This is a genomic window from Providencia sp. 2023EL-00965, from assembly GCF_033550225.1.
Classification (GTDB): Bacteria; Pseudomonadota; Gammaproteobacteria; order Enterobacterales; family Enterobacteriaceae; genus Providencia; species Providencia manganoxydans.
This window is the reverse complement of record NZ_JAWUEH010000003.1, coordinates 18,872-45,856: the sequence shown is the minus strand read 5'-3', so window position 1 is coordinate 45,856 and position 26,985 is coordinate 18,872. Positions and strand designations below refer to the sequence as shown.

At 48.2% G+C, this 26,985-nt stretch carries 28 protein-coding genes; 9 read left to right on the top strand and 19 right to left on the bottom strand.

Annotated elements, in window-relative coordinates; genetic code table 11:
• The first annotated feature begins 47 nt into the window (after positions 1-47).
• Positions 48-797: an AcaB family transcriptional regulator gene (locus tag SC428_RS05200; RefSeq protein WP_052219379.1), complete on the top strand. Its 750-nt coding sequence runs from the start codon at positions 48-50 to the stop codon at positions 795-797.
• Between the two features lie 143 nt (positions 798-940).
• Entirely contained in the window at positions 941-1,471 is a 531-nt protein-coding gene (locus SC428_RS05195; RefSeq protein ID WP_042847238.1) for a tetratricopeptide repeat protein, read from the top strand.
• Positions 1,472-1,521: 50 nt separating this feature from the next.
• Here SC428_RS05195 and SC428_RS05190 read toward each other — a convergent pair whose 3' ends face one another.
• From SC428_RS05190 to mobH, 17 genes are all read right to left on the bottom strand, one after another.
• Positions 1,522-2,607, bottom strand: coding sequence for a TraU family protein (locus tag SC428_RS05190; RefSeq protein ID WP_226617178.1), 1,086 nt, complete (start codon positions 2,605-2,607; stop codon positions 1,522-1,524).
• Positions 2,604-3,863 carry a TrbC family F-type conjugative pilus assembly protein gene (locus SC428_RS05185; protein WP_191901260.1) on the bottom strand — a complete coding sequence of 420 codons (1,260 nt, stop codon included), beginning with the start codon at positions 3,861-3,863 and terminating at the stop codon, positions 2,604-2,606. Before SC428_RS05185 ends, SC428_RS05190 begins: the two co-directional genes overlap by 4 nt.
• Positions 3,857-4,381 (bottom strand): signal peptidase I, encoded by a 525-nt coding sequence (gene lepB / locus SC428_RS05180; protein ID WP_042847239.1) that lies wholly within the window; start codon positions 4,379-4,381, stop codon positions 3,857-3,859. Before lepB ends, SC428_RS05185 begins: the two co-directional genes overlap by 7 nt.
• Before the next feature lie 17 nt (positions 4,382-4,398).
• Positions 4,399-4,674, bottom strand: a complete 276-nt coding sequence (locus tag SC428_RS05175) for a hypothetical protein (RefSeq protein WP_042847240.1) — start codon at positions 4,672-4,674, stop codon at positions 4,399-4,401.
• Positions 4,671-7,160, bottom strand: coding sequence for a type IV secretion system protein TraC (gene traC / locus SC428_RS05170; protein ID WP_042847241.1), 2,490 nt, complete (start codon positions 7,158-7,160; stop codon positions 4,671-4,673). The genes SC428_RS05175 and traC overlap by 4 nt, the downstream gene beginning before the upstream one ends.
• 23 nt (positions 7,161-7,183) lie before the next feature.
• Positions 7,184-7,927, bottom strand: a complete 744-nt coding sequence (locus SC428_RS05165; protein ID WP_042847243.1) for a DsbC family protein — start codon at positions 7,925-7,927, stop codon at positions 7,184-7,186.
• Positions 7,928-8,334: 407 nt separating this feature from the next.
• Positions 8,335-8,868 carry a type IV conjugative transfer system lipoprotein TraV gene (gene traV, locus SC428_RS05160; RefSeq protein ID WP_042847246.1) on the bottom strand — a complete coding sequence of 178 codons (534 nt, stop codon included), beginning with the start codon at positions 8,866-8,868 and terminating at the stop codon, positions 8,335-8,337.
• A gap of 2 nt (positions 8,869-8,870) precedes the next feature.
• Positions 8,871-10,259 (bottom strand): TrbI/VirB10 family protein, encoded by a 1,389-nt coding sequence (locus SC428_RS05155; RefSeq protein WP_052219380.1) that lies wholly within the window; start codon positions 10,257-10,259, stop codon positions 8,871-8,873.
• A 7-nt stretch (positions 10,260-10,266) separates the two neighbouring features.
• Entirely contained in the window at positions 10,267-11,361 is a 1,095-nt protein-coding gene (locus SC428_RS05150) for a type-F conjugative transfer system secretin TraK (protein WP_191901259.1), read from the bottom strand.
• Positions 11,362-11,529: 168 nt separating this feature from the next.
• On the bottom strand, positions 11,530-12,120 hold the full coding sequence (locus SC428_RS05145) for a TraE/TraK family type IV conjugative transfer system protein (RefSeq protein ID WP_052219381.1): 591 nt from the start codon (positions 12,118-12,120) through the stop codon (positions 11,530-11,532).
• Positions 12,117-12,404 carry a type IV conjugative transfer system protein TraL gene (traL, locus tag SC428_RS05140; protein WP_042847251.1) on the bottom strand — a complete coding sequence of 96 codons (288 nt, stop codon included), beginning with the start codon at positions 12,402-12,404 and terminating at the stop codon, positions 12,117-12,119. Before traL ends, SC428_RS05145 begins: the two co-directional genes overlap by 4 nt.
• Before the next feature lie 69 nt (positions 12,405-12,473).
• Positions 12,474-13,301, bottom strand: a complete 828-nt coding sequence (locus tag SC428_RS05135) for a DsbA family protein (RefSeq protein ID WP_042847254.1) — start codon at positions 13,299-13,301, stop codon at positions 12,474-12,476.
• Positions 13,301-13,591, bottom strand: coding sequence for a hypothetical protein (locus SC428_RS05130; protein ID WP_042847256.1), 291 nt, complete (start codon positions 13,589-13,591; stop codon positions 13,301-13,303). The genes SC428_RS05135 and SC428_RS05130 overlap by 1 nt, the downstream gene beginning before the upstream one ends.
• A gap of 88 nt (positions 13,592-13,679) precedes the next feature.
• The gene (locus SC428_RS05125) at positions 13,680-14,330 is read right to left on the bottom strand and encodes a DUF4400 domain-containing protein (RefSeq protein ID WP_042847258.1); all 651 of its coding nucleotides are present in this window, start codon (positions 14,328-14,330) and stop codon (positions 13,680-13,682) included.
• On the bottom strand, positions 14,323-14,700 hold the full coding sequence (locus SC428_RS05120) for a hypothetical protein (protein ID WP_052219382.1): 378 nt from the start codon (positions 14,698-14,700) through the stop codon (positions 14,323-14,325). The genes SC428_RS05125 and SC428_RS05120 overlap by 8 nt, the downstream gene beginning before the upstream one ends.
• Positions 14,697-16,649 (bottom strand): conjugative transfer system coupling protein TraD, encoded by a 1,953-nt coding sequence (gene traD, locus SC428_RS05115; protein ID WP_226617175.1) that lies wholly within the window; start codon positions 16,647-16,649, stop codon positions 14,697-14,699. Before traD ends, SC428_RS05120 begins: the two co-directional genes overlap by 4 nt.
• 13 nt (positions 16,650-16,662) lie before the next feature.
• On the bottom strand, positions 16,663-19,323 hold the full coding sequence (gene mobH / locus SC428_RS05110) for a MobH family relaxase (protein ID WP_191901256.1): 2,661 nt from the start codon (positions 19,321-19,323) through the stop codon (positions 16,663-16,665).
• Between the two features lie 147 nt (positions 19,324-19,470).
• On the opposite strand from mobH, the gene SC428_RS05105 reads away from it, so the two are divergent.
• The 3 genes from SC428_RS05105 to SC428_RS05095 all read left to right on the top strand — a co-directional run bounded on the left by SC428_RS05105 (position 19,471) and on the right by SC428_RS05095 (position 22,172).
• A complete protein-coding gene (locus SC428_RS05105; protein WP_042847265.1) occupies positions 19,471-20,046 on the top strand; it encodes a hypothetical protein in 576 nt (191 codons plus the stop codon).
• A 35-nt stretch (positions 20,047-20,081) separates the two neighbouring features.
• Complete coding sequence (locus SC428_RS05100; protein WP_052219383.1) at positions 20,082-21,008, top strand: thioredoxin domain-containing protein; 927 nt, start codon at positions 20,082-20,084, stop codon at positions 21,006-21,008.
• Positions 21,009-21,164: 156 nt separating this feature from the next.
• Positions 21,165-22,172, top strand: coding sequence for a hypothetical protein (locus SC428_RS05095; protein ID WP_052219384.1), 1,008 nt, complete (start codon positions 21,165-21,167; stop codon positions 22,170-22,172).
• A 35-nt stretch (positions 22,173-22,207) separates the two neighbouring features.
• Here the strand turns inward: SC428_RS05095 and SC428_RS05090 are convergent, their stop codons facing one another.
• Positions 22,208-23,683: a 3'-5' exonuclease gene (locus tag SC428_RS05090; RefSeq protein WP_042847267.1), complete on the bottom strand. Its 1,476-nt coding sequence runs from the start codon at positions 23,681-23,683 to the stop codon at positions 22,208-22,210.
• Positions 23,684-23,891: 208 nt separating this feature from the next.
• Here SC428_RS05090 and SC428_RS05085 point away from each other — a divergent pair, with 208 nt between their 5' ends.
• From SC428_RS05085 to SC428_RS05075, 3 genes are all read left to right on the top strand, one after another.
• Positions 23,892-24,272, top strand: a complete 381-nt coding sequence (locus SC428_RS05085) for a hypothetical protein (RefSeq protein ID WP_042847269.1) — start codon at positions 23,892-23,894, stop codon at positions 24,270-24,272.
• A complete protein-coding gene (locus SC428_RS05080) occupies positions 24,269-24,559 on the top strand; it encodes a DUF1294 domain-containing protein (protein ID WP_226617172.1) in 291 nt (96 codons plus the stop codon). Before SC428_RS05085 ends, SC428_RS05080 begins: the two co-directional genes overlap by 4 nt.
• 122 nt (positions 24,560-24,681) lie before the next feature.
• The gene (locus tag SC428_RS05075; protein WP_042847272.1) at positions 24,682-25,599 is read left to right on the top strand and encodes a LysR family transcriptional regulator; all 918 of its coding nucleotides are present in this window, start codon (positions 24,682-24,684) and stop codon (positions 25,597-25,599) included.
• A 65-nt stretch (positions 25,600-25,664) separates the two neighbouring features.
• Here SC428_RS05075 and traA read toward each other — a convergent pair whose 3' ends face one another.
• Positions 25,665-26,000, bottom strand: a complete 336-nt coding sequence (gene traA / locus SC428_RS05070; RefSeq protein WP_042847274.1) for a TraA family conjugative transfer protein — start codon at positions 25,998-26,000, stop codon at positions 25,665-25,667.
• A 328-nt stretch (positions 26,001-26,328) separates the two neighbouring features.
• On the opposite strand from traA, the gene SC428_RS05065 reads away from it, so the two are divergent.
• Positions 26,329-26,964 carry a phospholipase D family protein gene (locus SC428_RS05065; protein ID WP_210790175.1) on the top strand — a complete coding sequence of 212 codons (636 nt, stop codon included), beginning with the start codon at positions 26,329-26,331 and terminating at the stop codon, positions 26,962-26,964.
• Positions 26,965-26,985 lie beyond the last annotated feature (21 nt).

The window sequence follows — 26,985 nt, the reverse complement described above, 5'->3', positions numbered from 1 at the left end:
ATGACTAAATAGTCAGGCTTAAATGCGACTAAATGTGAGGATAAATCATGGCAACTACAGAGAAGGCTAAAGTGACTGATAACGCAAAGCAGGGTCAAATCAAACGTAACAACCGTGGCAACCGTACACGTTCGCCGGAGCCTACGCAAAACAAAGGGCAGGCACCTACACGCGAACGCCGCGAATACTCTAACCCGGAGATCACCGTACCGTTCCAGCTGCAAACGCAAGAAGGTATTCGCATGCAGCAACGCCACTACAATTTGATGTCAAAGGCGCTGTTTAATCTGACCATTAACAGCACCGGACTGGAACGCCTCGGTGTAAAAGGGGCGATTGACCGCACCAAAAAAGCCGTGAGTGAAATCCTGGCGGGACCAGAAAAAGAAATTAGCTTCGGCATTTCAACGCTGACTAAAGTTCTTGAAGAGGCCGAGGCTTCTGGAACGAGTCGTATTGAAGAGGTTTCGTATACGGCCCCGCGCGACTACAGCATTCGAGTACGTACTCCTGATGCCATGCGTGTAGTGCGTTTGTTCCGTAGCTTCGATGAGCTGATAACGCTGCTTGATCGCTTGTGGTTGAACAACCTGTTTAATCAGGATGAAGTGGATGACTATAAAACCCGCTTGCGCGACAGTATTCGCAACATGGTTAACACCCTTGACCGGCACGCATCGGCCACTGTCGAAGAACTGAACGACAATAATGGCAAGAATGCAGATGTTGCGAGCCCAGCGAACAAAGAGCAAAGCGAAGCTGAAGCCACGCAAACCGAAAGCCATACCGAAGCGTAATTACCCTCTCATCAAGCCCCCTCACCAAGGCAGGCCACCCACCTGCCTTTTCTGTATGCGCTTGCTTGCAATTAGTGAAATATTTGTTAACGTTCTTCGCATCCTCTGTTTGATTTAATTAATAAAATAACAAATAGGTTTCTATGAAGAAGACAGCCATTGCTCTGCTAACTTTCTCCTTGTGCCTTCCTGCCCTAGGTGCAAATACACAGCAACAAAATACAAATCCCCCCCACACGCAAATCACGAACGATCTTGAAAATCTGTATCAAGAAGGTTGGCGGTATTCGAACGAGGGTAAGTTCGACCTCGCAGAACAATCATTTCTTAAAGCTGCCAAACAAAACCATCTTAAATCCCAGGAATCCCTTGCGTTACATTATTACTTCGGAAAAAACGGTAAGGTTAACTATCGGTTAGCAGGATATTGGTTTCACCAGGCCGCAGGTCAAGGCTCTGCCAGGGCGGAATTTACATTAGGAACAATGTATATAGATGGTGCTGGATTTCCCAAAGATGTTGATTTCGGTATTTTTCTGATTAATAAAGCAAAGGTTAAAGGGTATAAGCCAGCTGAAGAATACATAATCGCTTTTGAAAAATTGAAAGATTCATGCAGACAAAGTTCTTCAAAAGAATGTGATATTACGGTAACTCCACAAATAGGGTGGTAATAAAAAACCCTTGTAGATATACAAGGGTCTGATTCAATCAAAACTGCGAGTTAAATAGTTCGGCAGCAATCCATCCATTGATAGATCATGTATGTTGAGTCTTGGCCTTTTCCTGTGGGGTAGCGATACATTCCACCTTGCCACTGATATGGGGATTCACCGACTTCATGGCCTTCTTTGGTTTCAGGTGTCGGACTGAACATATTCAGTTTGTATTGCTGCTTAGGTAAGGTCGGGTAGATCTTTGACCGGCAGACTGTATCATTCCCCATAGTCCGGTAAGCCAAACCACGACGGTGTTCAACAGCAAGCTCGCGAATACCGGCCAAGCTGGTTGTTCGAGTCGTGTCCATACTGCGCACCGATCCCGTCAATGGGTATTGCCCTCCCCAAGAGCCCGCACACCACCAAAGCGAGTCCATTGGTTGTTTCCCCGCGAATTGAGCCGCTGCCTCTAATGCACAAGCTTGCTGTGCCACGACGTTTGCAACCGCAGCCGATTCCGGGTTCTGGAAGAAAGCCAAAGCTGTGTTGTTCCAGGTTGGGTCAATCTCAGAGAAACTAACCACATCAAAGTCACTGTACGGGTCAGCAGTACATTGCCCCGGCAAATACAGGTCAAGCATACGCAACAGAGGAAGAGCGTACATGTGGGCGTTATAGAAGCTGATTGAAAACTTATTACGTCGCTCTTCATCACCGCCGTCGGTTTGGATGCCGTACTGAAGGTTATTGCCGAGGTTAAGGTTAACCCCTCCCAGCGAAGACATGCAGCCTGGCGTGCGTGTTAGTTCGATGATTTTGCGGGGCTCCCACATAGCTGTCAGCACGCCTGGGTGATACACCCCAAGACCGTCTTGGCAAGCACACGCCATACCACTAGCGGCATTGTCTGGCACTTTACCGGAGGGGCCCATTGTAATTCCTGCAACCTTGATTGGGAAAATACACCCCCAGCATACGTCGGTAAAAAGCTTGAAGGAAAGAAGTTGATTATCACGGCATACCTCATTCACCGCAGGCGCAGTCTCGGCTGTTTTATCAGCCATTGCATTGCCTGCAAAGCATAAGGAAACAGCCGTGGCAGCGATTAGGTGCAAACTGAATGATTTTAATTTTTTGTGTAAGGATTTCATTTTGCCACCTTATTAGCATAGTTGGCTTCAGGGTACTCATTGATGATGAATACTTTTCTGTCAGCAGTGACGATACTGGGTACCGCTTCAATACCAAAGCGCTCAGACATACCTGGCAGGATCATGTAGAGTCGGGCTTTCTCACCGTAATGCTGCGCTGCATCTTTGAACGTATCCCAGCCATCACCGTATACGTTCGTTGTGATCAGAATGGGATTGATGCCTGGCTCCGTGTTTTCGTACTCATGGCGCGCAAAGTCACGCTGCCACGGCACGCTGGCATCAAACACTATCAGCTTCTGGCCGAACGGAATCACATCTAACGGATTCACCTTTCCTTTTTTAGCGACGACAACCCCTTCAGGCGTGACAATATCTTGGGGAATGATTACCGTAGGATCGATGGTGTGGGTTGCGCGCTTCTTAACTGTCGGGAACACTTCAAATTCCTGGCGCTGGCGAGGCCAATAGTTGTTCAAAGCGTCTTTTTTCATTTGCTCAAAGTCGAGATTTTTAACCCCTTCTTCAATCATGTCCAGCAGGCTGCGCTCCACGACTTCTTTCGTAGGGCCTGCGGTACCCAGCTTACCGGTTTTACCCTTCAGGAAGTCGATATTCGAGATGCCAGATACGCTGGCTACAAACTCACCATCTTTCTCATGGATGATGGTTGGAACTGCGGTAACGGCATTATCTTTGAAGATGACCGGATCCAGATTAACTGTCACTTCTGCACCGGAGTCGAGCACCAGCTGTTGCCAGCGAGTGAGTTCGTCCATTAATTTTGCTTTATCAGTAACGCCACGAATAACCAACGAGACATCCCTGCGGCCATCGTAGTCGGTCATCATGTCTTTAATTTCCTTATCAGACAGTGATGCAGAAACTAGCACATAGTAAAAATCACCGGCCATTTTGTTTTGTTTACCGTCCGCAACGTCAGCATCTGCAATTGCGCCAGTGACAGTGTCACTTATCATTTCATTGTCAGTACGCGTTTCTGGCATTTTTCGAAGCATTTCGCGGTTATTTTCACGCGCTGACTTTGCATTAGCTTCTTCATTTTTTTGTTGCTCTCTTGCTACACGGATGAGGCTATCAATATCGGCCTTCTCATTATCCGTTACCTCAGCAGGGCGAGAGGGTAAATCCGTCAAAGGCAGTGATGCCGCACTGACAGAATAGGCCATGCTACTAAACACGGCCAATGCGATGAGAGCTTTGCGAAACTTCGTGACTTTTAGTTGGATTACCATATCGGGTAGGCCCTTCCTATGATTTGTGTTTCCGGCACCGATCCCCAGTAGCGAGAGTCGAAGCTGAGTTTTGTTCGGCCCATAAGCCAGATCCGACCCTCAGGGATAACTCCATTGCGAGTAAGTTCTTGAGGGGTGTGACCTGATTCTGTGGCAAGCGCTAGGCCTTCACCGACCATCGAACCATTTACTGTGGTCTCTTCATCATTCACAGAGATGGCATCCCCACCGACCCCGTCCACCATTTTGATGCCTTTCCCTGACTCACCCATGTATTTCGAACTGAAAGCAAAGGTAGTGCCTTTAACGGGGGTAGTGTCGTGCTTATCTACCAGATAAATACGGTAAGGGGGTAAGCACTGGTTATTTTGAGGGTCAATACCAATTTCGAAACGATGCAACACGTAATAACTTGATGGCGCAGAGATCGCCCCCACCAGCAACATCAGCAAAGCATGTTTTTTCCACGGTCGCTTTTGCTTATAAATCTTCTTCCAAAGTGAGTTCGCTGCGGCCATGACCACGATACCCCCGGTTAGTTGCCTGACGAAGAAACTGTTTGCGGGATCTGCATATAGGCAGGATATTTGTATAGAGCGGACTCATTGAGGACCATGTAGCCAGCTTTCGCCATTGCCTCGGCGCGCGCATGAACCAGTTTGATTTGAGGGTCGCTGAGAACCTTTCCATTTGCCCCGGTATAACTAACCACAGCAATGTAGTCAGTTGGTGCAGCGGGAGGGACGAACCGCCCATAAAGGGCGGCTCCCAGAAACCCGCAGAGTAATGAAACAGCTGCGGTCTTAATCATGCGGCTATACCTCGTTGTCGTTCTTCAAGAATTGAATTGATGGCATCCTGGGTGGACATGCCCTGTGCTTTACGTTTTCTGATAGCTGCCACGTCATCCGGCGCTGTCGAGTACAGCAGCATGGAGAACGGATCCACAATCAACCGGCTAATCCCCTGACCGGATTTGGAGATAACGTAAATTTCGGAGTAAACCCCTCGGCTTGAACGCACCGTTTTCAAGAAACGGTACCCTGCATCATCCAGTGCTAAGCGCTGGTGGTGCTGAGCTTCGTTGATCGCAGATTCACTCTGACCCAGTAACAGCATAAACGCAGAGTTGTCGGCGATAGATTTTCCGACGCTATCTTTGTAAATATCGTTAATGGATTGCGTGATCGTAATGGCAGCGCCGTTGTATTTACGGAAGCGGCGGTAACCTTTTTCAATGAACGCGCCGATGTTTCCTTTGAGTAAAGCCCAGGCTTCATCGATAACCACGATTTTCATCTGGCCGCGATCGCCCATAAACATGTCTTGCTGGATTTGGTAAATCAGCTGTAACAGCACAACCTGCTTCAGGTGCTCAGAGCTTTCCAGGCGCGACAGTTCCAGAACCGTAAACGGGTTACGGAAGTCAATGTTGTTTTTGCCTACGAAGAACTTGCCGTACTGACCCCGGCTGGTGAATGGGTACAATTGGTGCCCCAAACGTTTAATGTCGTTCTCTTCATCCGCCAGAAGTGATTCCGCAACCATATCAACGGTAGTCTCTTTACCGTGCTTGCGAACGAGATTGGCAACGTGTTCTTTCATACGAGCTTCTTCGAAGTCGTTCAGACCAGCCTTAGGCGCAGCCATCACAGATAGGAGACCGATAATCAGGTCTTCTTCACCGCCGTCTTCGTTATCCGGGTTTTCACCGAAGTAGTCTTCAATCAGTTCAAAGAAGTTGAGACATGGCTTCTTATCCGGATGGAAGTCCAGGTAGTCCCCGTTGTAGGTCTCACAAATGTTTTTGTACGAGTCCCCTACGTCGATACACCACACCTTCGCTCCCAGACTGCGATAAGCGGTAATAATGTAGTTGGTTAAGAACGACTTACCAGAACCGGACTCTGCCGCAATACAGGCGTTGTAGTTTGTATCAGAGTCGAACAGGTCGAGCATCTGCACCTGCCCCGATCGGGAAGTCAGCATTAACGCCGGGTTACTGGTACCTTGCCAGTCAGCGTAAAGTGGTGAGATAACCAAAGCTTCACTCAGTGCCAGCGTGCGGTAACGGCCCATTGATTTCTCAGCACCAGCCTCGTTGAACATAGGCAGGGACGAGAGGAAAATAGGCGCAACAAAGTAGCTATCCGGGATCATTTTGAATTGATAGGTGTTGAGGTAGCTGGCCGCTTCCTGGCTAGCACGGAATACACCGTCTTTGGAGTTTGAGAAGATAGTCACTGTGAATTTGGCTTTACAAATTGGCTCGCCGTTGTCCAGCTTGTCACTCAGCAGGTCGTAACCTTCTCGGATAGTTTTCAACGATGGGATCCATTTCACCATTGGCCCATCGGTTTGCTGCACGATCCAGTTACGCTTTTGCGTGAACTTGGTCTTCGCGTTTTGCTGGTCGAAGAAGATCATGCTCATGGAGATAATGCAGGACGATTTAATACCAGTAGCGCCGCTCATCATATCGCCGAGGAAATATTGAGCTTGCCCAGGGAAAAACCGCTTAGGTAGTTTTTTGGCGCTTAATGTGCGCACAAATGTTGTGCCTGTGTGACGCTCACCTCGCTGGTCTTCGTCTTCTGGATTGCCGAAGGCACAGTATTTATTGCGAATGAAGAACTCTCGGTCAGGGTCAACCAGTTGCTCAGAGATCATCAAATCGTCTTGCACTTGTAGCGGATTACGGTCACGCCACGAAGCAGTTTCCCCCTGATTTAAAATGGAAGAAAGCACATCGATGTAACGGTCGCGCGTCAGTGTAGCAGGGCACAAGCCCATGATCCCCAGCGTGGTGTCAAACGTGTTGCGGAATTCAGAAATCAGGTTGAATTCTTCTTCTCGCATGTCGTATTCGTTTTTCACCGGCACCTTCACCGTGATCAGCAACAAACAGTTGCGGACACGGGTACCCGTACCCTTCATAGGATAGTCGGTGCTGTGAAGCAGAAATTTAGAACGGTTGTAGATTGCATCGCGCAATACTTCGTCATCACAGTCCATGCGCAGAACGTCCATCTGGTTAATTTTGCCAACGATATTCGGGCTGGCAATCAGGTCGAACTGCACAATGGTTTTCGCCGGGAAATTTGAGGACAGCAATGTTTGTAATTGCTGCATCTCTTTACCGCTGGTACCGGATAAGGGACGGCAAAGGAAGCCGAAACCGATATATTTATTGTCACATAGGAAAATGTGGTTTTTCTCATCGTATGCCCGAACCGGGCACACATCTGAGAAGCGTTTGATAGACTTCAAACGCTGTATGATGATTGATTCGCTCATTCTAACCCCACAGAAAGAAGAACTTATTGACCAGCCAGGAAGGCTTTCAGACCTTGTTTTGGTGCGCCGATGCTGAAAGCACCGTCGTCTCGAATGATGAATGGCACCATACTGACGCCTAACACCTGAGCGGTGATTGTGCGGCGTGCCAATGCCTGCATATCACAGTCTTTAACCTGGTCAAATTTGGTTTTTTCATGCGCGATAATAGCGCGGTCGGCACGGTAGCGATCTGAAGCACAGTACAGCTCTTTGTTACGGATTTGGCTTGGCTCGCCGAGGGCACCCAGGGACAGAACGTTAACGGTGTATTCGTGCGGGTCTAGGTCAGCCAGCTGATTAAGGGCTGCGGCACAATGCACGCAGTTCGGGTCAGTGAATAGAATGACTTTTTTAGGTCCGTCGCCCCAAACGGCAGGTTGAAGATCAGCGATGTTCAGTTTCAGCTCTTTGATCGGAATGATGCTGGCATACTTGGTGATCTCATCAAGTGTGGTCAGGTCTTTCTTGGCCCAAGTGTCGTACATGGTGCCTTTGAACAGGTACCGGCCATTTGACGACAGCAGGTTGACTTTGCCGTCAACTTCCAGCGCGATAATGCCGTTGGTTGGCACAACGAAGCGCTTGACGTCTTTGCTTTCCTTCGGCGCGTTCATGAAGGCTTTGTTGTTAAACACAGTATCAGCGTTCACATCTGCACCGGCAAAAGCGGAAGCGGCGAAGCTGGCGGACAGAATCAGGGATAATACTTTCTTGCGTAGCGTCATTGGAGTGCTCCTGTGAATGAGGCTACATTTTCAATGGTGAAAAGGCGGATTAACAGCGAAAAGGCCAGCAAAACGAGGTCAAAAAACAGCGTTCTCTTTAAGGGGGATTTTTGCAGGATTAGAAAAAGGTAAGGCCGTTCGAGGGGGAACGGCCTTGCGCATGAATCCATTTACCAATATGTCTGAGTGGGGTTTATCCAATGCGAGGGGTAAGTCACACATCGAATGTCAGCATTGGCAAAATGCGGTATGGTTACCATGCGTCTGTAATTTTAATCACAATCCTTATAAATAGCAATGAGACCCTAAATGAAAGAAAGCCGCACTAGGCGGCTTTTATAACACAACTGACTGTATTTGAGGGGGAATATCAAATCATTCAGTTTGCATTAATTTCAATTGGAGCATTATTTGCTCGGTGTTTGAGGGGCTTGTGCCGCCACTGGAGGCGTGCTCATTGGTCGAATAACAGCACTCCGGGTCGATGCATGTGACGCGCCAACTTCCCAGCGGCGAGGTTCAATTTCGGTGTACACATAGCCAGGGACGTTCAGATCACCGTCTGCGGATTCATAAGGGTCAACCAACACACGCATTACCTGTGCCTGAGTACGGATTGGCTGAGGGTTTGCGGTAGCAGCAGGGACAGGTACATAACGACCACCAGTTGCCACACCACCAGCCCCGGCGGTACCTGCAACACTGTTTCGCTTCAGATCTACTGGTTTACCAGACAGCTGTTGTTCCGACACCGCATCAATGCGATCTTGGTAGTCATCACCATCGGTCAGCTGGTGGATGTCGCGGATGTTCATACAAGTGACAGCATTGGGCATACCTTTACAGCCGTATTCTGAATTCCCATCCACCAGCGAACAACCAGACAATGCGGCCAGACCAGTTACTGCGACACAGATTGCTAAAAGACGTTTTTTCCACATAATTAGTGAGTCCCGTTAGAATTGAAAGTGGTAGGCGTTGCTTTGCCATTAGGCTTGACGCGGGTAAATTTCAGCGTTACACCTTTTTGAACGATAAAATCGACACTGCGACCCGGATCGATTTCGATAACAGGGAACAGATCACCGGCCATGTTCATGTAGAAATCGGCCAAGCGTTCTAATGCTCCACCAACACCAGCGATAGCAGCACCTTGAAGGGCTTCGCTGCTCATCACTTGCTCATAAGGCGTGTTGTTTTTCTTACCGCTGTTGTTATCGCGGGTAACGTTGATAGTCGGAATGTTCTGGACGCTAAACAACGATGACGCAGCCTGTAAAAAGCCTGCGGTCAAGGCTTTCGCCAGGTATTGACCTTGCTTGGTAACCAGACGACCACGTACACCAGCCTTACCATCTTCCCCCACTGCATACGCATCGAGTGGAGATTCAAATACAGCACCATCATCACGAATGCAGGTGATCACCTCAGAGCGGAAGTAGCCGCGTTCGGACGACAGCTCGCCAAATCCAGCGGCCAACATGCCACACTCACGCACGTCCGCACGGAAGCGGTTCGGCAGGATGGCGTCTTTCTTGATGCGGATAAGCGCTGGGTAGGGGTCTTTGCGAGCGTTCTGTGACGTCGGTGCATCCATACCTGAAATGAAGACACCACTCAGGATTGAGGTCGCTGGGAGGTAGGTTTGGAATGCTGGATCATCATCAGGATCAGCGGCAGCGACCTCTTTTATGTCCTCATGCACAGAGATAATATCCGGCGTTGCTTGTGGTGCCGCCTTACCGTCTTTACCTTTGGCGTCTTTATCCGCAGCAAAATCAGCGGGGTTCGGCTGCTGGGTGTTTTCGTACACTCGTTGGAGCGTGCCGTCGTTATTCAGGTTTTCGTGAACACTGTCCGACGTTAACTTCTCTACACCTTGCTTAGCATTATTATCGCCGCTGTAGACGTCTTTTGACCGAACTGATTTGGAGTAAGGCAATACGGTAGAGCCTTCAGCAACACGTTTTTTCAGCTTTTCTTGTTCAATACGGTCGGTGCGTTGTTGTTGCTCAATGGCGATCAGGCGCTTGTTGATTTCGTCAACGTTAATGGATTTTTTCAAATCCGTGATGTTTGAGTTTTGCTTTTCAATCGCTTCCCCTAAAGCGCGCAGGCGAGCAGCGATCGCGTTCTGGCTAACCCCCTGGGTGTCAGTGTCAGTCAATACACTGGAAATAACTTGCTCTGATGGCCCGCGCGCCGCAGGTGTGCGCGATTCAGGCATCAGCAGGAGGATAGCTGGGATCAGTACAACAAACGTACCCCCCAACACAAAAAGACGTTTTTTCTTGGCGTCCAGCGTGTCCCAGCGTTCTTTCAATTTACTCATCTTTTTATTACTCCGCTAATTTAGGACGTACATAATCATCAACCTGTGCCTGCTGTGACTGATTGCGAATGACAAAGTAGGCTTCAGTCTTTTGGCCCGGCTGGAGCGTGTTCCGGCTCCAGAGTGCGCGCGCGGCGAGGTTAGGGTGAGTGCAAAGTGACTCGTCTACCGTGATGGTAGAAGCGCCGGTATTCTGCGCAACGCCCACGATGACACTGAACTGACTGCCCTGAATATATTGGCCGCCAGCAAAGCTGTATTTGATATTGTCCTGCGCTGTACCTGTGCTGAAGTTACAGTTTGGAATGCTATGACCAGAGCCTAAATTGCCCATTGCATAGCCAGGAGGAATATCGCCCAACGCAACAGCCCGAAGAATGTTTCGGATCGTTTCGACGTAGTTGTCTTTCTGCTCCCATTTACGAGCTTTGGCTTCGTTACCGCCGTACATCACCCCTGCTGACTGCGCATGCCCCGCTCCGGCCGGAGCATTACCGACTTTACGCGAAAGCATTAACGAAGCTTGTACTGGTGCAATCTTTTGCGGAACCAGAGACAAAGACAGCGCGACACTTTCGTCACCTTTTTCGCTGATATACAGTGCGACCGGATTGGTTGAGGTCGTTGAAACATAGATCACATTGCCTTGTACGCTGACTTTTACGTCAGTCAGTTGCAAGCGCTGCACTGTTGGTCTCTCGAACGGCGTCACGATACGGTTAAGCTGGCCGAGAGAAATCGGGATCAGGGTATTTACGCCGGGCTCTACAATCAGATCCTGGCGAGAAGGGATGACATCATCAGTTAATCGGACAGGCTGAACAATGGCGTTAGGGACCGGTTGGACGTTAATGCCGTCTACGGCAGGATTATCACTGGAACTGGCATTGGTTGATGCGCCCGCAGTTGCTGTGTGATTACCTTTTTTCGATGCAACGACAACAGGCTCTTCAGATGCAGAGTCCCCAGAACGCTGGAGTACGACGCCGTTATCGACTGACAGTGTATTGCTATTAACGTCAAGGCCATTCGCAATGGATGGCCCGGCGGTGATTGACGCAATCATCAGCGCCAATATTTTAACGTGTTTACTATTCAACATTTGTTCCCCCGAACAGTGACAGACGCAATACACAGGAAGTTACCGCGACGGTTTTGTTAATGCTGCTCACTTTGTTTACCTAGCTTTTACGTCATCGTAAAAGCGCTCAATGTGGTTATAACCCGCACGAGGCGGGTGACGAAATTTACGGGACAGTGTTCCCTGGATTTATTTGTCGCCTTTTTTGTCGCTCGGCAATTCGGCTTTACCTTGCTTGATGTTGATAAAGGTCAGCACAGGTCGGTAACCTTTCACATCAATTGTCATTTGGAACGTAACGGGCTTCACGATAGGGTTACCGGCGATCCCTTCAAGACCTTGACTGCCTTCTACGAAGTAGGTGCCAGGGGCTTTGGGGTCGTGGTATACGCGAGTCGGTGTAAAGCTCAGACTGATACGATCACGCTTAATCTGGTCAATCTGGTCATCAATGCGCTTCATGACTTGCGTGTAAATACCCGCATCCAGGAATGGGCCGATAGATTTCTTCAGCATGTCCACTGACTCAGGTGTTGCGTTACCCATAGAGTTAGCCAAATAGATAGCCCATGCCTGCATGTAAGGCTGTCCGGCCGTCTTTTCATCTAACCAAGTGGTTTCGGTCAGGTTGGGTGGAACAATGGTCACGATCTGTGAACGGTTCATTAATGTGCTGGAGAGAATGCCGATGCAGATAATCGAAACAACCAACACCAGTTTCAGCGTGGTGTTTTCGCCTTTCATGTTCAGCAAACCCTTTTTAAAATCTTTGCTCTTCATACAATAAATTCCCGGTCGAATGCGTTAGGTACAATGGTGCTTTTCCCGAAAGAAACACCGAACTTCCAGTAACACAGATGCAGAAAGTATTTTTCTGACGCCTTTTGCAGAAAGCTGCCATAGAACCGAGTGATCACGATGCCGATGAGTGACATCGTAAAGATACGGCCCGTAAAGACCCCGATACCCAGGAAAACGAAAAATGGCATCGCTTCATCAACGCTCCAGAAGAAGAACTTCGGCGGATCATCGACAGAATGCGAGATGTGGACTGGCTCACTCATTCTTACCCCCAATTATGAATCGAAATACCCGAACCCCTTCGGGTGCTTTAACACAATGCCCGGACTCTTTTACTTCTCACCCCCTTGGGCCAATTGCGCCATCATTTGCATCAGGCCTGTCCCGTTGACCGAGCCTTGCACCATTGCCGATTTATCGCCGTACACCACGATGTTTGCAGGCGTTTGTTGAATATTGAGTCGCGCGGCCTCTTTCACATCTTCCGCAATTTTTGCGCTTGGGCGAGCGGCGTTAACGCACTCAATAATGCGCTGCCCATCCAGCCCATTGTTTTCAGCCAATTTGTCCAATGGCGTTGCCATACCGTGACCGTCGGAGCGGGTATCCGCAAAAATAGCCCGTGCCATCTTATAAAATGCCGGATTTCCACCTTGCTCTGCGGCACATTCAGAGGCGAGAGATTCGGTGCGTGATGCCTGGCCGTGTACCGGAACGTGCTTGAACACCATCGCGATATTGCCGGACGAGGAATCCACCAGATCCATCATTTGCGGGAAATGGGTTTTGCAGTACGGGCATTCAAAATCGGAATACTCAATGACGTAAAACTGTGCGTCAGGATTGCCGTAAATACGCTCACTATCTGTAGACGGCGCGTAAGACTCAGACGGTTTTTTACCGGTACTGAAGCCAATCGAATTTGCCCCTTTAGACTGTTCGTTGACTTTTAGCCCAGAGGCCGCAATATAACGGTCGAACGCTGCTTCCAAATCCCCCCGATTACTGATGACATTGCGCTGCATATCAGCGACAACGGCCAAGTCGTTAAGCAGGCGCGTTTGTTTATCCAACGTGTAGGCGACGAACCCCGAAGTGGCGATCATGACAGCCAATGGAATGCCATAAATGACGCTTTTCAAACCTGTACGCTTAGCCATTAATAACCTCGGGATTGCTGTAATTGTTCAGGGACGTAAACCATGTCAGGTTTCTTTATTGCCCCGCGTTTTTTCATTTCTTCCTGCTGGGCTTGTAGCCGTGGCAACAATACTTCAGCCATTTCACGGTCCATCTTGTCCCGGTCGGTTAAGTAGCTGGACTTGTGGAGGACCGTATTCAACTCGTGGATCTGCTCAGACTTATCAGTAAGCAGAACACCCGCGCCCAGACAGACTGAAAAGGCAATACACAAGAGTCCGGACAGATAGACGTGCTTCAGTTCATTCATAGTTCACCTCGGGGGATAATTTACCATTCCGGTTTTGGCGCTGATAATGAAAAGCACCGCAAAACGCGGTGCTTTTCGGGGGAGGAATTTAGATGCGTTTTGGAAGGTTACTGATGAGCAACGAACTGCCTATTGGGATCATCACAATCATGATGAGGGCACCAATCATCGGCGGTACTGGCAGAGGGACAAACAGTGACAGCAAAATACTGTAAATCCCCCAACCAATCAGCACCATGCTGCGGCGGTTAAGAAACGGTGACGAATAGGCAAACGTGTATCGCTTAGCGTTCCAGCGCATGATCCCAGCAAAGAGAGAGGGAAGTGTGACCACAAGCATGTACGGAAGCCAGTATATATTCAGGGTCAATCGATACACGATCATATAAAACCAGTAATTCAGGTTTTCGGCCATGTTTCGGAAGATGGAAGCGAAAAGGAAAAGTGGACCACCTTGATTTGCCATATCGGATGAATCGAGCTCATAGAAGTCACGCAAGAAGCCATCCACTCCAGTATTTACAAAGAATGAACGGTAGTTTTTGTTGACGTCCGAGATCACTGGTGTGAAATCCGTATCGCCGATCAATCGCTGGCCCCAGGCAACTTCTTTTTTCACGTTCTCGTAAAAATACGAGGCCGGGAAAAACATGGAAATGACGAACAGTATTGCCGTACTGAAGATGATAATCATCTTTATCGTCTGGGGCCATTTCTCTTCGGTTAATTGGTCAAGCATGTAAGATCCTTAATGCGAGTTTATCCGCCACCGCATTAATGAGCTCGCTATTCAGCCTGCGGGGTAACTGACTTGTAGTTGCCAGCTCGTTGAACCCTATTTTTCCGCCAAGGTGCTCGGTGACGAAATTAGCCAACGTAATGAAATAAACCGCCAGGCGTTCCCAGTCATTTAGAGGGCAATCAACCTGTTGGTTATATGCCATCACCGAGGACTGCACCGCATCGGCCACCAGCCCCTTAGTCAGGGTGCTAGGCAGTAAGGAGATGAGTGATTGCGTAATAGGCTCAACACACGGCCACACCAGCGTTAAGCTGTCATACGCGTTGCAATCTTCTTTACGTAAAAAATAGGTTTTCATTTTGATCATGACTTTTTACCCCCAACACGAATACGCGACTTCTCACCCCGAACTTTCTTCTCGTACAGTTTGAGGAACTTCAGGGCTTTCTTACTGGCCTGGTTGAAGGCCTTATCTCCCTTCGGTGACATAATGATGGGCACTTTACCTTTGACGATTTTGTTCGCCTGGTTAATTGCCATAAATTCAAGGTTTGGTAACCAGCCCAGCAACGGAGAAGGGAACAACTCGCCTTCTTCTTCCATAATGCGTTCACTGACCGAACCAGAGATCATTTCAGGGTCAGCACCAGCACTGGAGCCATGCCCGCGCATGACATACTTGAACTTGGTCATTGGTACACGCTTCATGACGGCCTCTTGCGCATCAGGATCGGGGGTACGCAACGCAGTAAAGTGGTTGGTGTTGGTGACGATTTGTTTCATCTTGGCTTCAGACCCCAGGCGCGCCTCAAAGTCGCTGGTGGACTGAGATGAAATAAATAGGCGGAAGCCCGCGCCACGGGTTTTGTTCAACATCTTGATCACTTGATCGTTAATGACCTCAGCAGCTTCGTCGATAAGAACCATCACTGGGGCCAGGTCATCCCCGCGTGGTTTCATAAAGTTGTACACGTCCGCTGACACACTGGTGATGTCTGACAAGAAGATAGAGCCCACCGCCGAACCAGTTTCTGCATCCGCTAAGGAGTCTAGCCCCATGTACAGCATGCCTCCGGTTGTGATGATGTCGCGCACGTTGGAGATAGGGCGGAAGTCATTCAACTGGGATTCATCGTCACTGTCCGGGGATAGTAATTCAGCCATGAAACCCTGAGTCAGCTGGCTGAGGATAGGCATCACGTTGAGGATCATCTTCTGGAAGTGCTCACGCTGGTGGCCGAGCATATCCAGCCCTGCTTCAATGCTTGGGAAGCTGCGGTTTGCTTTGATGTCGTTGCGGTAAATTTCGGCGCAAATATCAGCGATTTCCTTTGGCCCCTTCGCTTTGTTTGCATAACGATCCATGCGCATGGCGAAAATACGGTCAAAGTCATCTTCACCGAGCACCTGACGGCCAATTTTGGTCACTGATTTGATGATGAGATCAGCCAGAGATGATACATCCGACCCCAACTGGGTTTTCACGTTCTTGAGCGTGGGTTTCAATTCGCAGATTTTCATCAGTTCTACGACTGTGGTTAAGGACATGATACCGAACGATACGAACGGGTCACTGGTGCCATCGGCACGCTGGATAACGGATGTAATACGGTTAGCTACTTCACCTGCACGAGTGTAGTTGGTGATCGGAGAAATGCGCGCGGATTTCTCCGGGTGCGCCAGCGACATGTAGTTGAATTTATCTTCGCGGTTCACCAAACGCAGACACATTTCCATCCAGTCAGCCAACTCTTCATCGTTTTTCGGGTCGATGAGAATGAGCGGTTGTTTCTTCAGTGCTGCCTGAAGGATGAGTAACTTATAGTATGTTGTTTTACCTGAACCGGTTGTACCGGTCACCAGGGTATGCAATGACAGCAGATCTTCAGCGACTCGTATCCATTGTTGCTTTTCACCAAGCGCATGGATCCAACCCAAACCCATGAAGTTTTCTGGCACCTTGCTAACGAACTTTTTGATGTCGCGCTTGATGAGTTCGGAGGCTAACTGACCTTCAGGTTGACCCCATTCAAAACCATACCCCAGCAGGTAGCTGTCGGGGAATTTCATCATGACATCAATAACGGATTCCAACTCCATTTTCAGAACGTTAGGCTTTCGCTTTAACCGGCTCTTATGCTTGTAAATATCCCATGCGGAAGGTACGGAACGAGCCGCATAGGCCGCTTGTACCGCAACAGCCAAATAACAAGGAACCGCAGGCATATTGAATGCGGCATTGACCGCCAGTGAGGCAGCAATCCCCACACCCCAGCCTGCAATTTCCAGCGCCTCAAAGTTGGGACGCCAGCGCATGTTATAACTCCACTCACTCATTATCATTCACCATGAAATTTTGAATATTGCTGTTAACGAGGATGTAATCGACACCAGTACGGGTCACGTAGTCGAAATTATCGATCAGTACCTGTTGGAACTGATTTGCGTTGATGTTCAGATCTTGTGCAATACGGCGTTTTTGCAGCGAGGACAAGGCGATCACTGGGTCGCCATTGAACGCAGTTTTATTTGCCCCTTTGGTGGCAATGGCGCGATAGACTTCGGTCATATCCACACTGATGTCGGTCAGGTCAAACGGACTTAGGCTGGCACGATAACGGTGACCTGAAAGCTGGTCGATGTCAGTATTGAGCTCTTTACGCAAGTAGAAACACATTTGCGAACGATGGGTGTAATACTCGCAAGGAGCCTCCATAAACGGATACCAGATCCAATCTGCATCCCGCATCGGTTCGAAGAGTGAGTCCTCAACCCCGTTCTCCAGGATGATGCAGCAGTGGCCGCTTTCATGGAAAAGGGCAGACTGATTCGCGGCCACGTAGGACGCGAGTTTGTCCTTGGCAAGATCTGAGGCATTGCGGAACAATGGGCTTTGGTCTTGGTGCAGTGCAGTCAGTTGTTCGGTACCAAATGCCACCTCGTTATTCTTGTTGTAGCCAAAATCATTTTCCGGGGTCACTGGCGTAAAATTCCCATTGTCCACTTCGTCCTGTACGCGTTGGATTTTTGCTCTTGCATCAGACATAGGGTCGATAGCCGGTTTTTTCTCAACCAGATTCTGTTCGTCATTTTGATACCCATCAGCGACAGCGTGGTTTTTGAGAGTCTCCCACAAAGATAAGGTTTCACGGTCAAACTCTGGCTCCTGATAATGCTCTGGCTCCGACATGATTGGAGGGGGCATTTCGGCAGAGGTATCTTGCTTGCTCAAAACGTCTTTCAGGCTCCGTTGTTGTGGCCCAACTTTGGCTATTTTTGCTTCGGGCGAAGAGGTTTTAACAGGCTGACTTTGTTCAATTGGAGTCTGGAATGCTACCCCTGGTTTTTGATTAGCCAATTCCGCTTGTGCTTTGGCTTTCGCGTCCTGACGGGCATTCACTTTTTCGTAGTCAGCATCAGACAGAAGATTCAAGTGATGCAGTAGCTCGTGGGCGTTATCAGAGGTCACCGGATTCGAGGCTCCAAACATATTATCCAGCGGATTGTCATTCTCATCCGGCAGCAGAGTGCCACCTTTCAGGATTTCAGGATCGACGTCAGCCGGAATGCTGTTTTCACGCGGCTCTTTATTCCCCACGAAAGGACGACTTTCTTTCAGCACAGGGATGTTTTTCCCTTTACTGGTCTGGAATTCACGCCATTCGCTCTCAATTCGGATACGGGAGGAAATAGGCAGCGGCTCCATTGTGTCCACAAACAGAACGTCCGGAGAGATTAGACGCAGGCAACTCAGCGCTACTTTCGGCTCTTTACTGTTACGCGAATCGCGGTCATTCATGATGTGTGGGGCAATTCGCCAATATGCGGTATCTTCGTTTTTATTTACGTTCGGAATGCACAATTTGTAGCTCATCATCAGATCAGCCAGACTGTTGGCCGACTGCGGGATCACTGCACCGGACTTCTTCACGGTGTTGGTGATGTCTTTGACCGCAGTACCCCAAACGATAAACACGCCATAGGTGGTGACCCAAATCGGGTTGCCGGGTTTGTTGGGTTGCCACACTCCTTTCTTAAGTAGGTGGCGCATGGCATCTACGATGCGTTGGACCGCAGGCACACCCGATTGCGTTGCACGTACCGCATCACCGCCGTAGCGTTGCAGGTCGTGGCGGACAGAAATAACGTCAGATTCCTTCACAATTTTAAGGATCTTGTTTTTCATTTCAGGGGCGTTTTCTTCAGTGGCATCCAGGCGAACGGTACTCACGGCCATTGCCCGAGTCAGCTCGTTATAGATGTCGTTGCCTTCGCTCAGCAGGAACTCATGCAGGATTTGCGGCATGATCATCATCATCATGGCGGTGGTGCTGGAGTGGTGCTGCTGGTGGCGCGAGCTCTTCCAAACGAGGAAGTAACGTTCAATTTTATTGGCTTTTGCCCATTCATGGATCGGGGTGCGCCCCGGAGGCCAGTGATAGGTGCCGGATTTGTCCCAGACTTCGTAATCGGTAAACGGCTTGCCAATGTCATGCAGAAGGCCCGCTGTCGCAATCGCAAGACGCCAGGCCAACATGCGGCTGGATTTCACCACGGGCATTTCCATCGAATCGAATTCAATGTTTTTGGCTTTACGGATGCTCTGGAAACATACTTCAAGAGAATGGCGCATCAGTCCACTCTGCGCTCGGTGGTGGTGGTGTTCCGATGCAGGGAACAGCTGCACGAAGTTCGCAAAGCTATCAAGCATCGGCATCATCAGCTGCTCAAATTCGCTATCTCGGATATTCAGTTCGCGTTTAATGGCCTGGATCATATCGGTCTGCTTTTCACGCAGAATGTAGCTTCCCGGTATCAGTGCTGGAAAACCAATTTCGGCAGGCGGGTAGCGCAAAATGTCACCCCGTACAACCATTGAATCCACACCGTCGCGCATAGAGTCGATTTCTTCGAGGGTCTCCAGGGGGATGTTAATCTCGCTCTGTTCCTCATTTTTTTTGCCAAACAGCGTTTTGATGATCTTCAGCATTTAAAGCTCTCCGTTGTAGTGCAAGTACGATAACCCATGACTGGGGGTGTGCAGGAACGAAAAGGCCATCGTTTTGTCGGCTAAAACGGTAACTGGCAATTTTAAAAAAAAGGATAATGTCTGTGCTTTCTAACCGGAGAAGAAGTGATGAAAACCCGTAAACGTTTCGCATTGCCATTGTTGGCAACCTTAGTCATAGCCACCTTGACCGGGTGTGCAGCGGATGAACCAAAGGCCCCTGAACGCACCTATGTTGATGAAACGCAGGTGACGGTGGTCAAGGCGACTTACCCTGAAGGCTATGAGTTTTCAGAGTCTTACTACAGCACTGAACGTGGCGGTGCTGCACTGCGCCACCCAGGCTATGAGCATACGCTTGTGAGCCCATATGCCGTTCATGACCAAACGGGTAAGCGGTATGTTGCACACGATCTGGACACCCAGATTTTACTGACCAGTGTATCCAGCAGTGCCTATGCTAACGGCCCGCGCGGGACATTTACTCAGTCACCCAGGTTCTGCGATGAAAATTCGTTCATGCTGCCGAACAATAAGCAAACTGCCAAACGTGGCGAGTACCTGCAAATTAAAGAGCGTTATTGCTCTACACCAGGTTACCGTCTGAGCCAGCATGAAATTGACGTGCTGACCCGTGGCGAACCGGAAGAACTGCGTCAGTATCGACTCAAGATGTATGTCGATAACCAGTTCACCAAATTTTAAGTGACTAATTAATTCTTAAGTGGGGTAAGAAAATAATGTCCAAGCAAGTCAATAAAATTCAAGTCGTTGGGCCAATTGCAATTGGCGTGATGATTGCTGTGTCAATGGGCGCAAGTCTTTACACTGCCGTGCAAACGAGCGCCATCAAGACCAAACTTAACGCGCTTCAATCGCAGGTGGTTGAAGTCGAAAACTTTAGCAAAAGCATATCCGCAAGTGTTGAGGGGCACTTTGCGCAGTTGGCTAAATCCGGTGGTGGTGGCGTTGGTGCTAACGGTGATGTTAAGTCGGCGGTACAAGCTGCGTTAGCCGGTTTGGAGGAAGATAAGCTGGCAGAGAAACGCGCTGAACTATACAAAGGCTGGGAACAGGTCAGTGTCAACAAAGACGGGCGCTACATCTACGGTAATCCGGACGCACGATTCACGCTGGTGAATTATGAAGACCTGGAATGTCCGTTCTGTAAGCAGTTCCATAAGACGCCGAAATATCTGGTCGATACGGCCAATAATGGCGCGGTGAACTGGGAATGGCGTCACTTCAACCTGGCTTTTCATGAGCCAATGGCAACCAAAGCGGCAATGACAGCAGAGTGCGTGGCAGAGCAAAAAGGACCGAAAGGCTTCTGGGGTGCGACCAACTACTGGTTTGAGCACACGCAGGGCAATGGCAAAGGCTTTGAAGACAGCGCAGGCATCCCTGCATTGTTTGAGCTGGATAAAGCAGCGTTTGACACCTGTATGCAGGATCCGAAAATCATCCAGCGCATCAAGCGTGATATGGATGCCGGTACCAAAGACGGCGTAAACGGGACGCCAACTACCATCGTGATCGACAACAAAACCGGTGAACGTGAAAGCATTGTCGGCGCGAGACCATTCGCAGGCTTCGTTGACGTCATTGAGCGAATGGTGAAAGGTGGTTTAGAGAAAGCTCCCGCACCGGCACAGGCCAAAAAATAAATGTTGATGCCCGGTTTCGCCGGGCATTTTTTAATGTTCATTGAGTATCCCAGAAAAGCCATTGATTTATTCTAAAGGTTATTAAAATCTTCCGTCTCAAATCGTCTTAAATGTTGATATAATTAGTCATTAAAACATTAATTATAAGTGGAATGAATGGAAGGCGAAAAGGAAAAAGTCAAGATTTTCTATTCTTGGCAATCAAGCTATGACGAACGCAAAAATAGGTTCTATATTCGTGATGCTTTAACAAAAGCAGTGACGCATCTGAATGAAAAACAATCAACATTCATATATGAATGGGATCAAGCCACGGATTACTCATCAGGAAGTCCTGACATTTTAGCAACTATATTGGCTAAAATATCGGCATCACAAATCGTGATTAGCGATGTGACAGTGATACCTCAAAATGGGACACCTAAAAATGAATTTCCAAATCCTAACGTTATGTTTGAACTGGGTTTTGCAGTTGCAAAAATAGGTTGGGGGCGAATAATTACTTTGTTGAATAGTAGCGAAGGGCATGGCCCCAAAGACCTACCATTTGACATCAATAAGCAGAGGGTTTCACTATATAATTCGAATAGAGATGACGGAAAGAAAAACCTAGAAAAGTTACTTATATTCGCCATTGAATTGATCACCTCTAATAACCCTGCATACCCTAATGAATCTGACCCAGCCATAACAGAAAAAATCAAGCGCCAGAGTGATATTAATACCCTGACCGGTTTAATGAATTATCTCGATACAAATATACTTGATTATTATTTTGAGGCATTGCCTAACATAATGTATTTTGATGGCTCAACCTGCTGGGAATCATTTAGAGCGATATTCAAGTCAAGTGCATTTTATTTGTATGACACTACAACTTTCAAAATACTGAACAATATTTATGAAAACTGGAGTCAATTAGTTGAAGCTGGTCAGTTTTTTTATGATCATCACCAGAATGGACTTGATTATATATTTCCAGGGAGAAAAAGGTACGAAAGCAGCGATGCTCAGATGGCTTGGGATGTTATTGGCTCGCTTTCAATGTCATTGCAAATGGAATTGGCTTCTTTAATAGAGAATTTAAAAAATAAATTCCCAGAGATAGATATTAATAAAACCAATAGTGAAGGCAGAAAAGATATCATCCGATCAAGACCTTAGTCTTATTGAATAAAGGCCCATTACGGGCCTTTTCTTTACACGATAATGATGGATTCGTTTCGTTCTCGCCTATGGTTATATTGTTCCAGCAGCTCCATCATTGAGCCATTAATGTTGATGCGGCTCTGTGTGCGGGTAATCGCGACATAAAGCAGGTTCATCTCATCAATAATGCTTTGTTTCGATTTCTTCATCATCAAAGCTTCAATAATGCTTGGGTAATCATCATTGAGGATAACGTTATCCCATTCCATGCCCTTGGATGTGTGAGCCGTGGTGATAATAAGATCAGCATCTTTGTGGGTACGAGCCTCATTCAGGCGCATCGTATCGACCATGCCGGGGATATCAACGTAGTTTTCCATCAACCTGATAGCCCGCATCATGTTCGTGTCTTTGGTCGTTTCGGCAATCTCCTGGAAGTTGGCCCAGTTACCGTAATCTGTCAGCACCCGAGGGTTTTTAATAGCTTCATAGTTACTTGTTTTCATGGCGTGAAGATCAAGCAACTCCCCCAGATTGTACTTACCGATACCACCATTCCACATGACACGCTTCCCCATCAGGATAGCCTCATAGGCAGAAGAAATGACTCCCATGTACGTTCGTGAGATAACAGCATGGAAGCCATGTTCGGCGATTTCATGAGGCTGACAAACTTCATCCAGCTTACCCAACCCTACAAGTGGGTGGGTTTCGCCAATCATGGATAAGACCACATTGGCAAGAGCTGCAACCATTGGGCCAAAGCGGAAAGACTTTGTCAGCCTGAGGACTGACGCGCCTTTTTCTTCAACAACGTCCAGCGCATTCTCTGCACCACGCCAGCGGTTAATCATTTGATGCTTATCGCCGACAAATAACTTCGCACACTTGTTATTGAGCACAATATCGAGTGTCACGGGGTTGGCGTCCTGAGCTTCATCGAACAGGATAATGTCATAGACCGAATCCAATGCAGGGTTAGACATCTGATAAAGCTTCAGTAACGTGTTATTCGTGCAAGGCACGTCAGATTCCTGATCGATTTGTTGCTTCCAGATCCGACGCGCTGCGCGCAATGCCGAATCCACGCGTGAAGGTGGGATTTTGTCAATGTTGCCGAGATCTTTTAATACGTGGGTCGTGTTAATTTCATAGTCAGCTGAGTTCATAAAGTGTGAAAGGCCATTGATAGCCAGTTTGACCACGCGCCAATCCTCTTCCTCCATCAGATCGCGGTACTCTTTAACCTGAATATTCAACTTTGTTTTATGGCGATAATGCTTAAAGCGTGCAGCGGCCAGCGCATGAGAGGTTTTGCACTCCACGTTTTTAGGGAATTTTTTCTCCGCCTCTTCACGGATAGACTTATTGAAGACCAAGTAAAGCATCTTCTTGTCTTTATGCGTGTCGGCATAGACCTTTAGTGTGAATGTTTTGCCCGAGCCTGCATAGGCCTGCACGCAAACCATCGATCCGGGCTCAGCCTTGTAGTCGATAATCCTCTGTTGCTCGTCAGTTGCTGCCATGAGCCTTCCTGTCGGTTGAAATGGACATAAATGGTACGATTTATACAACCGAGTTGGCACAAAAAAGGAGAGCGGATCGGGGACAAAAAAGGCTGACTAGTGGATTCATTCGGTGTCTCATAGAGACGATAAATTTGGGGAGGTATTATCGTAAAACTCGGTAGTGGTTACCGGTTTAGAAATCCCCACAACAACAGGCCATAAGTGCATGAAGAATCCCGATGAAGAACCCTTAAATAGCGAGCCCATTAGCCCAGATAGCCTTGTTAAAACGTTACGCACGCTGTATATGAAGAGCACGCGCGCCCTTCGTGAGTCTGACCGGCAGGCACAAAAGAAAAAGCAACTGCAAAAGGCCGTGCAGGATGCCACAATGCAGTTAAACGAACTAACCATTCAAAGTCTGGATGAGCAGCGCAGTGAGGCGTTTCTGGTGCAGCAGGATATAGCAACAAAAGCACTAAGAAAGGCCAATCGTAAACTGGCGAAGTTCTTTGATACAGCTGAGGAAGTGGAAGATCGCACTACGCTTGCGATGACAAACCTTCGGGATTATCTCTCCACGAATATTGATGAGAGGAATAAATGATGTTTTACGCATACTCGGTGCTGTGGATGATTGCCTGGAGCCTCATTTCGATTTACGTGTATCGTAAGGACAAGCAACAGGCTATCGAGAGAGGCCCGCGAGTAGAGGAATTAACGCTTGATGCGCTGGCCTTTCTCGGTGGTTGGCCGGGTTGCATCATCGCCCAGCAGATGTTCAAGCATAAAACACGTAGTGCATATCAGCGCCGATTTCGTGCTTTAGTAGGGGCCTGGGTGCTTGGCTATGCTTCTTTGTGGTATTTTTTGTGGGTTGGTCAAATTATCTAATCACCAGCATTTCAGACCAAAAAGGGAGGTTGCATTTTTAATGCGCCTCCCTTTTTGTTTACTTCAAAAAAGTAAATTGCAAAAATACAATCCTAGGCTGCAATTTTGCATGGGGAGGATGCATGTATTTATCGGGATGGGACGACGTCAAAGTTTTCCTTGCTGCTTTTCGAACCAATTCCTTGAGGGGGGCATCGATTCGTTTGTCGATGGATCAGACCACGGTAAGTCGAAGGCTAACAAATTTAGAAAAACAACTCGGTGCTAAACTGTTTTACCGCACGCCAGATGGATTAGTTCCTACTGAAGTGGCAGAAAGAGTGTTAGGTATCGCCCAGGAAATGGAGCGTAACTCTGTTTCCTTTCTGCGCTTGAGTGAAGGATCTAATGGTGAATTCTCCGGTGACGTATCAATAGCTACTACAGACAGGCTTGCAGTCGAATTCCTAATGTCAGCAGTTAAGATATTGAGAGATCGCTACCCCAATATTAATGTCACCATGAAACTTGGCGCACAGATGGCAGATATGTCGCGTGGTGAAGCTGAAATTGCCGTGCGAATCCAAAGACCTGCGGCACCAGATCTAATTGCTAAAAGGCTAGGGAGCTGGGATGTCGGCCTATACGCAACCCAGACATACCTTGATAAGTTTGGCCCACCAGAACTCGGCCAGCACCTTGCTAACCATGATATCGCTTTATACGACAATAAATTCAGCAGCCCTGTACCTGATACGATGGTAGGTGAATCTCGCCGAGATGCGCGGGTTGTAGCCAGGCTGACATCAAGCTTCTTACTCACAACCTTTGTGCGTTCGGGAATGGCTTTAGGGGAACTGCCATGCTACCAAGAGCAACGGTATCCTGAGTTAATTCGAATATGGCCGGATAAGGCCAGAAAGAAAAAATATGAAGTGTGGAAAGTCGTACATAAAGATGCCGCTGAACTCGCTAGGGTAAAAGCAGTATCAGAAGTCATTTCTGAAGTGTTTGAACGTGATATTAAGCCATTTGTCGCAGACCTACAAAGCTCGCTGTAATTTGCGCTACAAAGCAAAAACCCGACCGAAGTCGGGTTTTCTTGATGCTGGCCGTAGCCGCTGAATTAGATGCCAGCTGGCAGGGCGGTCGTTACGGCGCTGGTGGAAGTCATCATGCCGTTGATGATATCCGGCGCGTAGTACAGGCCGATGGCCGCACCAACAGCGACCGCGAAGGTCATCAGGGACTGGCGAACAACCGCAGCAGCAACGCCGACGATGACGATCAGACCCACCAGCACGCGGCCCAGAGAACCCTGCATGTAGGAAGTGATTGTGGCCCACACTTCGCTAAAACCAGTTTGCTCGGTACCTTTCGCGTAAACGGCGGTCACGCCCAGAGCCAGAACAGCGGAAGCAGCCAGAACAGATTTCAGGTTACGGGCGGAGATAGTTTTCATCGTTAACATCCTTTCTTGAGTTAAATTTCAGTTTTTGGATGTTCACCTGACTATTTAACGGGTTTCAGCAGGGAACGCAGATAAATATACAGATACCGAATACCTGATTCATTAAAAAAGCCTGACAGAAATACCTTGAAACATGAGAAATAAGGTGACTTTTTGATGCAAAAAGGGAAATGGTTAGATGTAATGGATAAAAATCTGATTTATTGAGTTTTCTGCATGTAGAAAAAAGGTGAACAAATCGCATGGCTAAACGTTTTGTTGCTTGTTTTCCCTGTGTTGTAATGGTTAGTGCAATTACAAACTTCTAAAATGGTGACTCATGGATCTCAAGAAAAAGCTTTTGGTCAGTTCCTTGGCTTTCACTCTCTCGTTATCAGCCCAAAACGCATTCGCGTTTAAATTTGACGATCTGCTTAACGGTCTGGGTAGTAGCCAAGAACAAAGCGAACAAATCCCTCCACGCGCACAGAAAGGCGCGCAGATAAACCACCAAACGCAAATCGTAATTGGCTTCTCGCCAGAAGTGTCAGCCCAGAAGGCGATCATCAATGCTATCCGCTCGGCAAAGTCAGAGCTCCGCCTGGCCGCATATTCCTTTACATCGAGAGATATCGTGAAAGAGCTGGTGGCAGCAAAGAAGCGTGGTATTGATGTCAAGATTGTGGTGGATGAGAAAGGCAATAAGAGCAAGCACTCTATATCAGCGATGAATACGGTAAGACTGGCTAAGATCCCAATCCGAACCAACGGGCGATATGCCATCATGCACGACAAGTTCATCGTGGTTGACCGGCAAACGGTGGAAACTGGATCTTTCAACTACAGCGATAGTGCGAATAAGCGAAACAGTGAAAATGCGATCGTGTTGTATAATTTACCAGAAGTGGCTGAGGTTTATCTGGAGCATTGGGAACGCCGTTGGGCAGGCGGGACCGAGCCGGAGATGAGCTATTAAGTTGGAAGTGTCAAGTTAGCG

Coding starts and splice junctions, on each gene's coding strand:
- SC428_RS05200 (WP_052219379.1), top strand. CDS start 48: ATGGCAACTACAGAGAAGGCTAAAGTGACTGATAACGCAAAGCAGGGT.
- SC428_RS05195 (WP_042847238.1), top strand. CDS start 941: ATGAAGAAGACAGCCATTGCTCTGCTAACTTTCTCCTTGTGCCTTCCT.
- SC428_RS05190 (WP_226617178.1), bottom strand. CDS start 2,607: ATGAAATCCTTACACAAAAAATTAAAATCATTCAGTTTGCACCTAATC.
- SC428_RS05185 (WP_191901260.1), bottom strand. CDS start 3,863: ATGGTAATCCAACTAAAAGTCACGAAGTTTCGCAAAGCTCTCATCGCA.
- lepB (WP_042847239.1), bottom strand. CDS start 4,381: ATGGCCGCAGCGAACTCACTTTGGAAGAAGATTTATAAGCAAAAGCGA.
- SC428_RS05175 (WP_042847240.1), bottom strand. CDS start 4,674: ATGATTAAGACCGCAGCTGTTTCATTACTCTGCGGGTTTCTGGGAGCC.
- traC (WP_042847241.1), bottom strand. CDS start 7,160: ATGAGCGAATCAATCATCATACAGCGTTTGAAGTCTATCAAACGCTTC.
- SC428_RS05165 (WP_042847243.1), bottom strand. CDS start 7,927: ATGACGCTACGCAAGAAAGTATTATCCCTGATTCTGTCCGCCAGCTTC.
- traV (WP_042847246.1), bottom strand. CDS start 8,868: ATGTGGAAAAAACGTCTTTTAGCAATCTGTGTCGCAGTAACTGGTCTG.
- SC428_RS05155 (WP_052219380.1), bottom strand. CDS start 10,259: ATGAGTAAATTGAAAGAACGCTGGGACACGCTGGACGCCAAGAAAAAA.
- SC428_RS05150 (WP_191901259.1), bottom strand. CDS start 11,361: ATGTTGAATAGTAAACACGTTAAAATATTGGCGCTGATGATTGCGTCA.
- SC428_RS05145 (WP_052219381.1), bottom strand. CDS start 12,120: ATGAAGAGCAAAGATTTTAAAAAGGGTTTGCTGAACATGAAAGGCGAA.
- traL (WP_042847251.1), bottom strand. CDS start 12,404: ATGAGTGAGCCAGTCCACATCTCGCATTCTGTCGATGATCCGCCGAAG.
- SC428_RS05135 (WP_042847254.1), bottom strand. CDS start 13,301: ATGGCTAAGCGTACAGGTTTGAAAAGCGTCATTTATGGCATTCCATTG.
- SC428_RS05130 (WP_042847256.1), bottom strand. CDS start 13,591: ATGAATGAACTGAAGCACGTCTATCTGTCCGGACTCTTGTGTATTGCC.
- SC428_RS05125 (WP_042847258.1), bottom strand. CDS start 14,330: ATGCTTGACCAATTAACCGAAGAGAAATGGCCCCAGACGATAAAGATG.
- SC428_RS05120 (WP_052219382.1), bottom strand. CDS start 14,700: ATGATCAAAATGAAAACCTATTTTTTACGTAAAGAAGATTGCAACGCG.
- traD (WP_226617175.1), bottom strand. CDS start 16,649: ATGCGCTGGCGTCCCAACTTTGAGGCGCTGGAAATTGCAGGCTGGGGT.
- mobH (WP_191901256.1), bottom strand. CDS start 19,323: ATGCTGAAGATCATCAAAACGCTGTTTGGCAAAAAAAATGAGGAACAG.
- SC428_RS05105 (WP_042847265.1), top strand. CDS start 19,471: ATGAAAACCCGTAAACGTTTCGCATTGCCATTGTTGGCAACCTTAGTC.
- SC428_RS05100 (WP_052219383.1), top strand. CDS start 20,082: ATGTCCAAGCAAGTCAATAAAATTCAAGTCGTTGGGCCAATTGCAATT.
- SC428_RS05095 (WP_052219384.1), top strand. CDS start 21,165: ATGGAAGGCGAAAAGGAAAAAGTCAAGATTTTCTATTCTTGGCAATCA.
- SC428_RS05090 (WP_042847267.1), bottom strand. CDS start 23,683: ATGGCAGCAACTGACGAGCAACAGAGGATTATCGACTACAAGGCTGAG.
- SC428_RS05085 (WP_042847269.1), top strand. CDS start 23,892: ATGAAGAATCCCGATGAAGAACCCTTAAATAGCGAGCCCATTAGCCCA.
- SC428_RS05080 (WP_226617172.1), top strand. CDS start 24,269: ATGATGTTTTACGCATACTCGGTGCTGTGGATGATTGCCTGGAGCCTC.
- SC428_RS05075 (WP_042847272.1), top strand. CDS start 24,682: ATGTATTTATCGGGATGGGACGACGTCAAAGTTTTCCTTGCTGCTTTT.
- traA (WP_042847274.1), bottom strand. CDS start 26,000: ATGAAAACTATCTCCGCCCGTAACCTGAAATCTGTTCTGGCTGCTTCC.
- SC428_RS05065 (WP_210790175.1), top strand. CDS start 26,329: ATGGATCTCAAGAAAAAGCTTTTGGTCAGTTCCTTGGCTTTCACTCTC.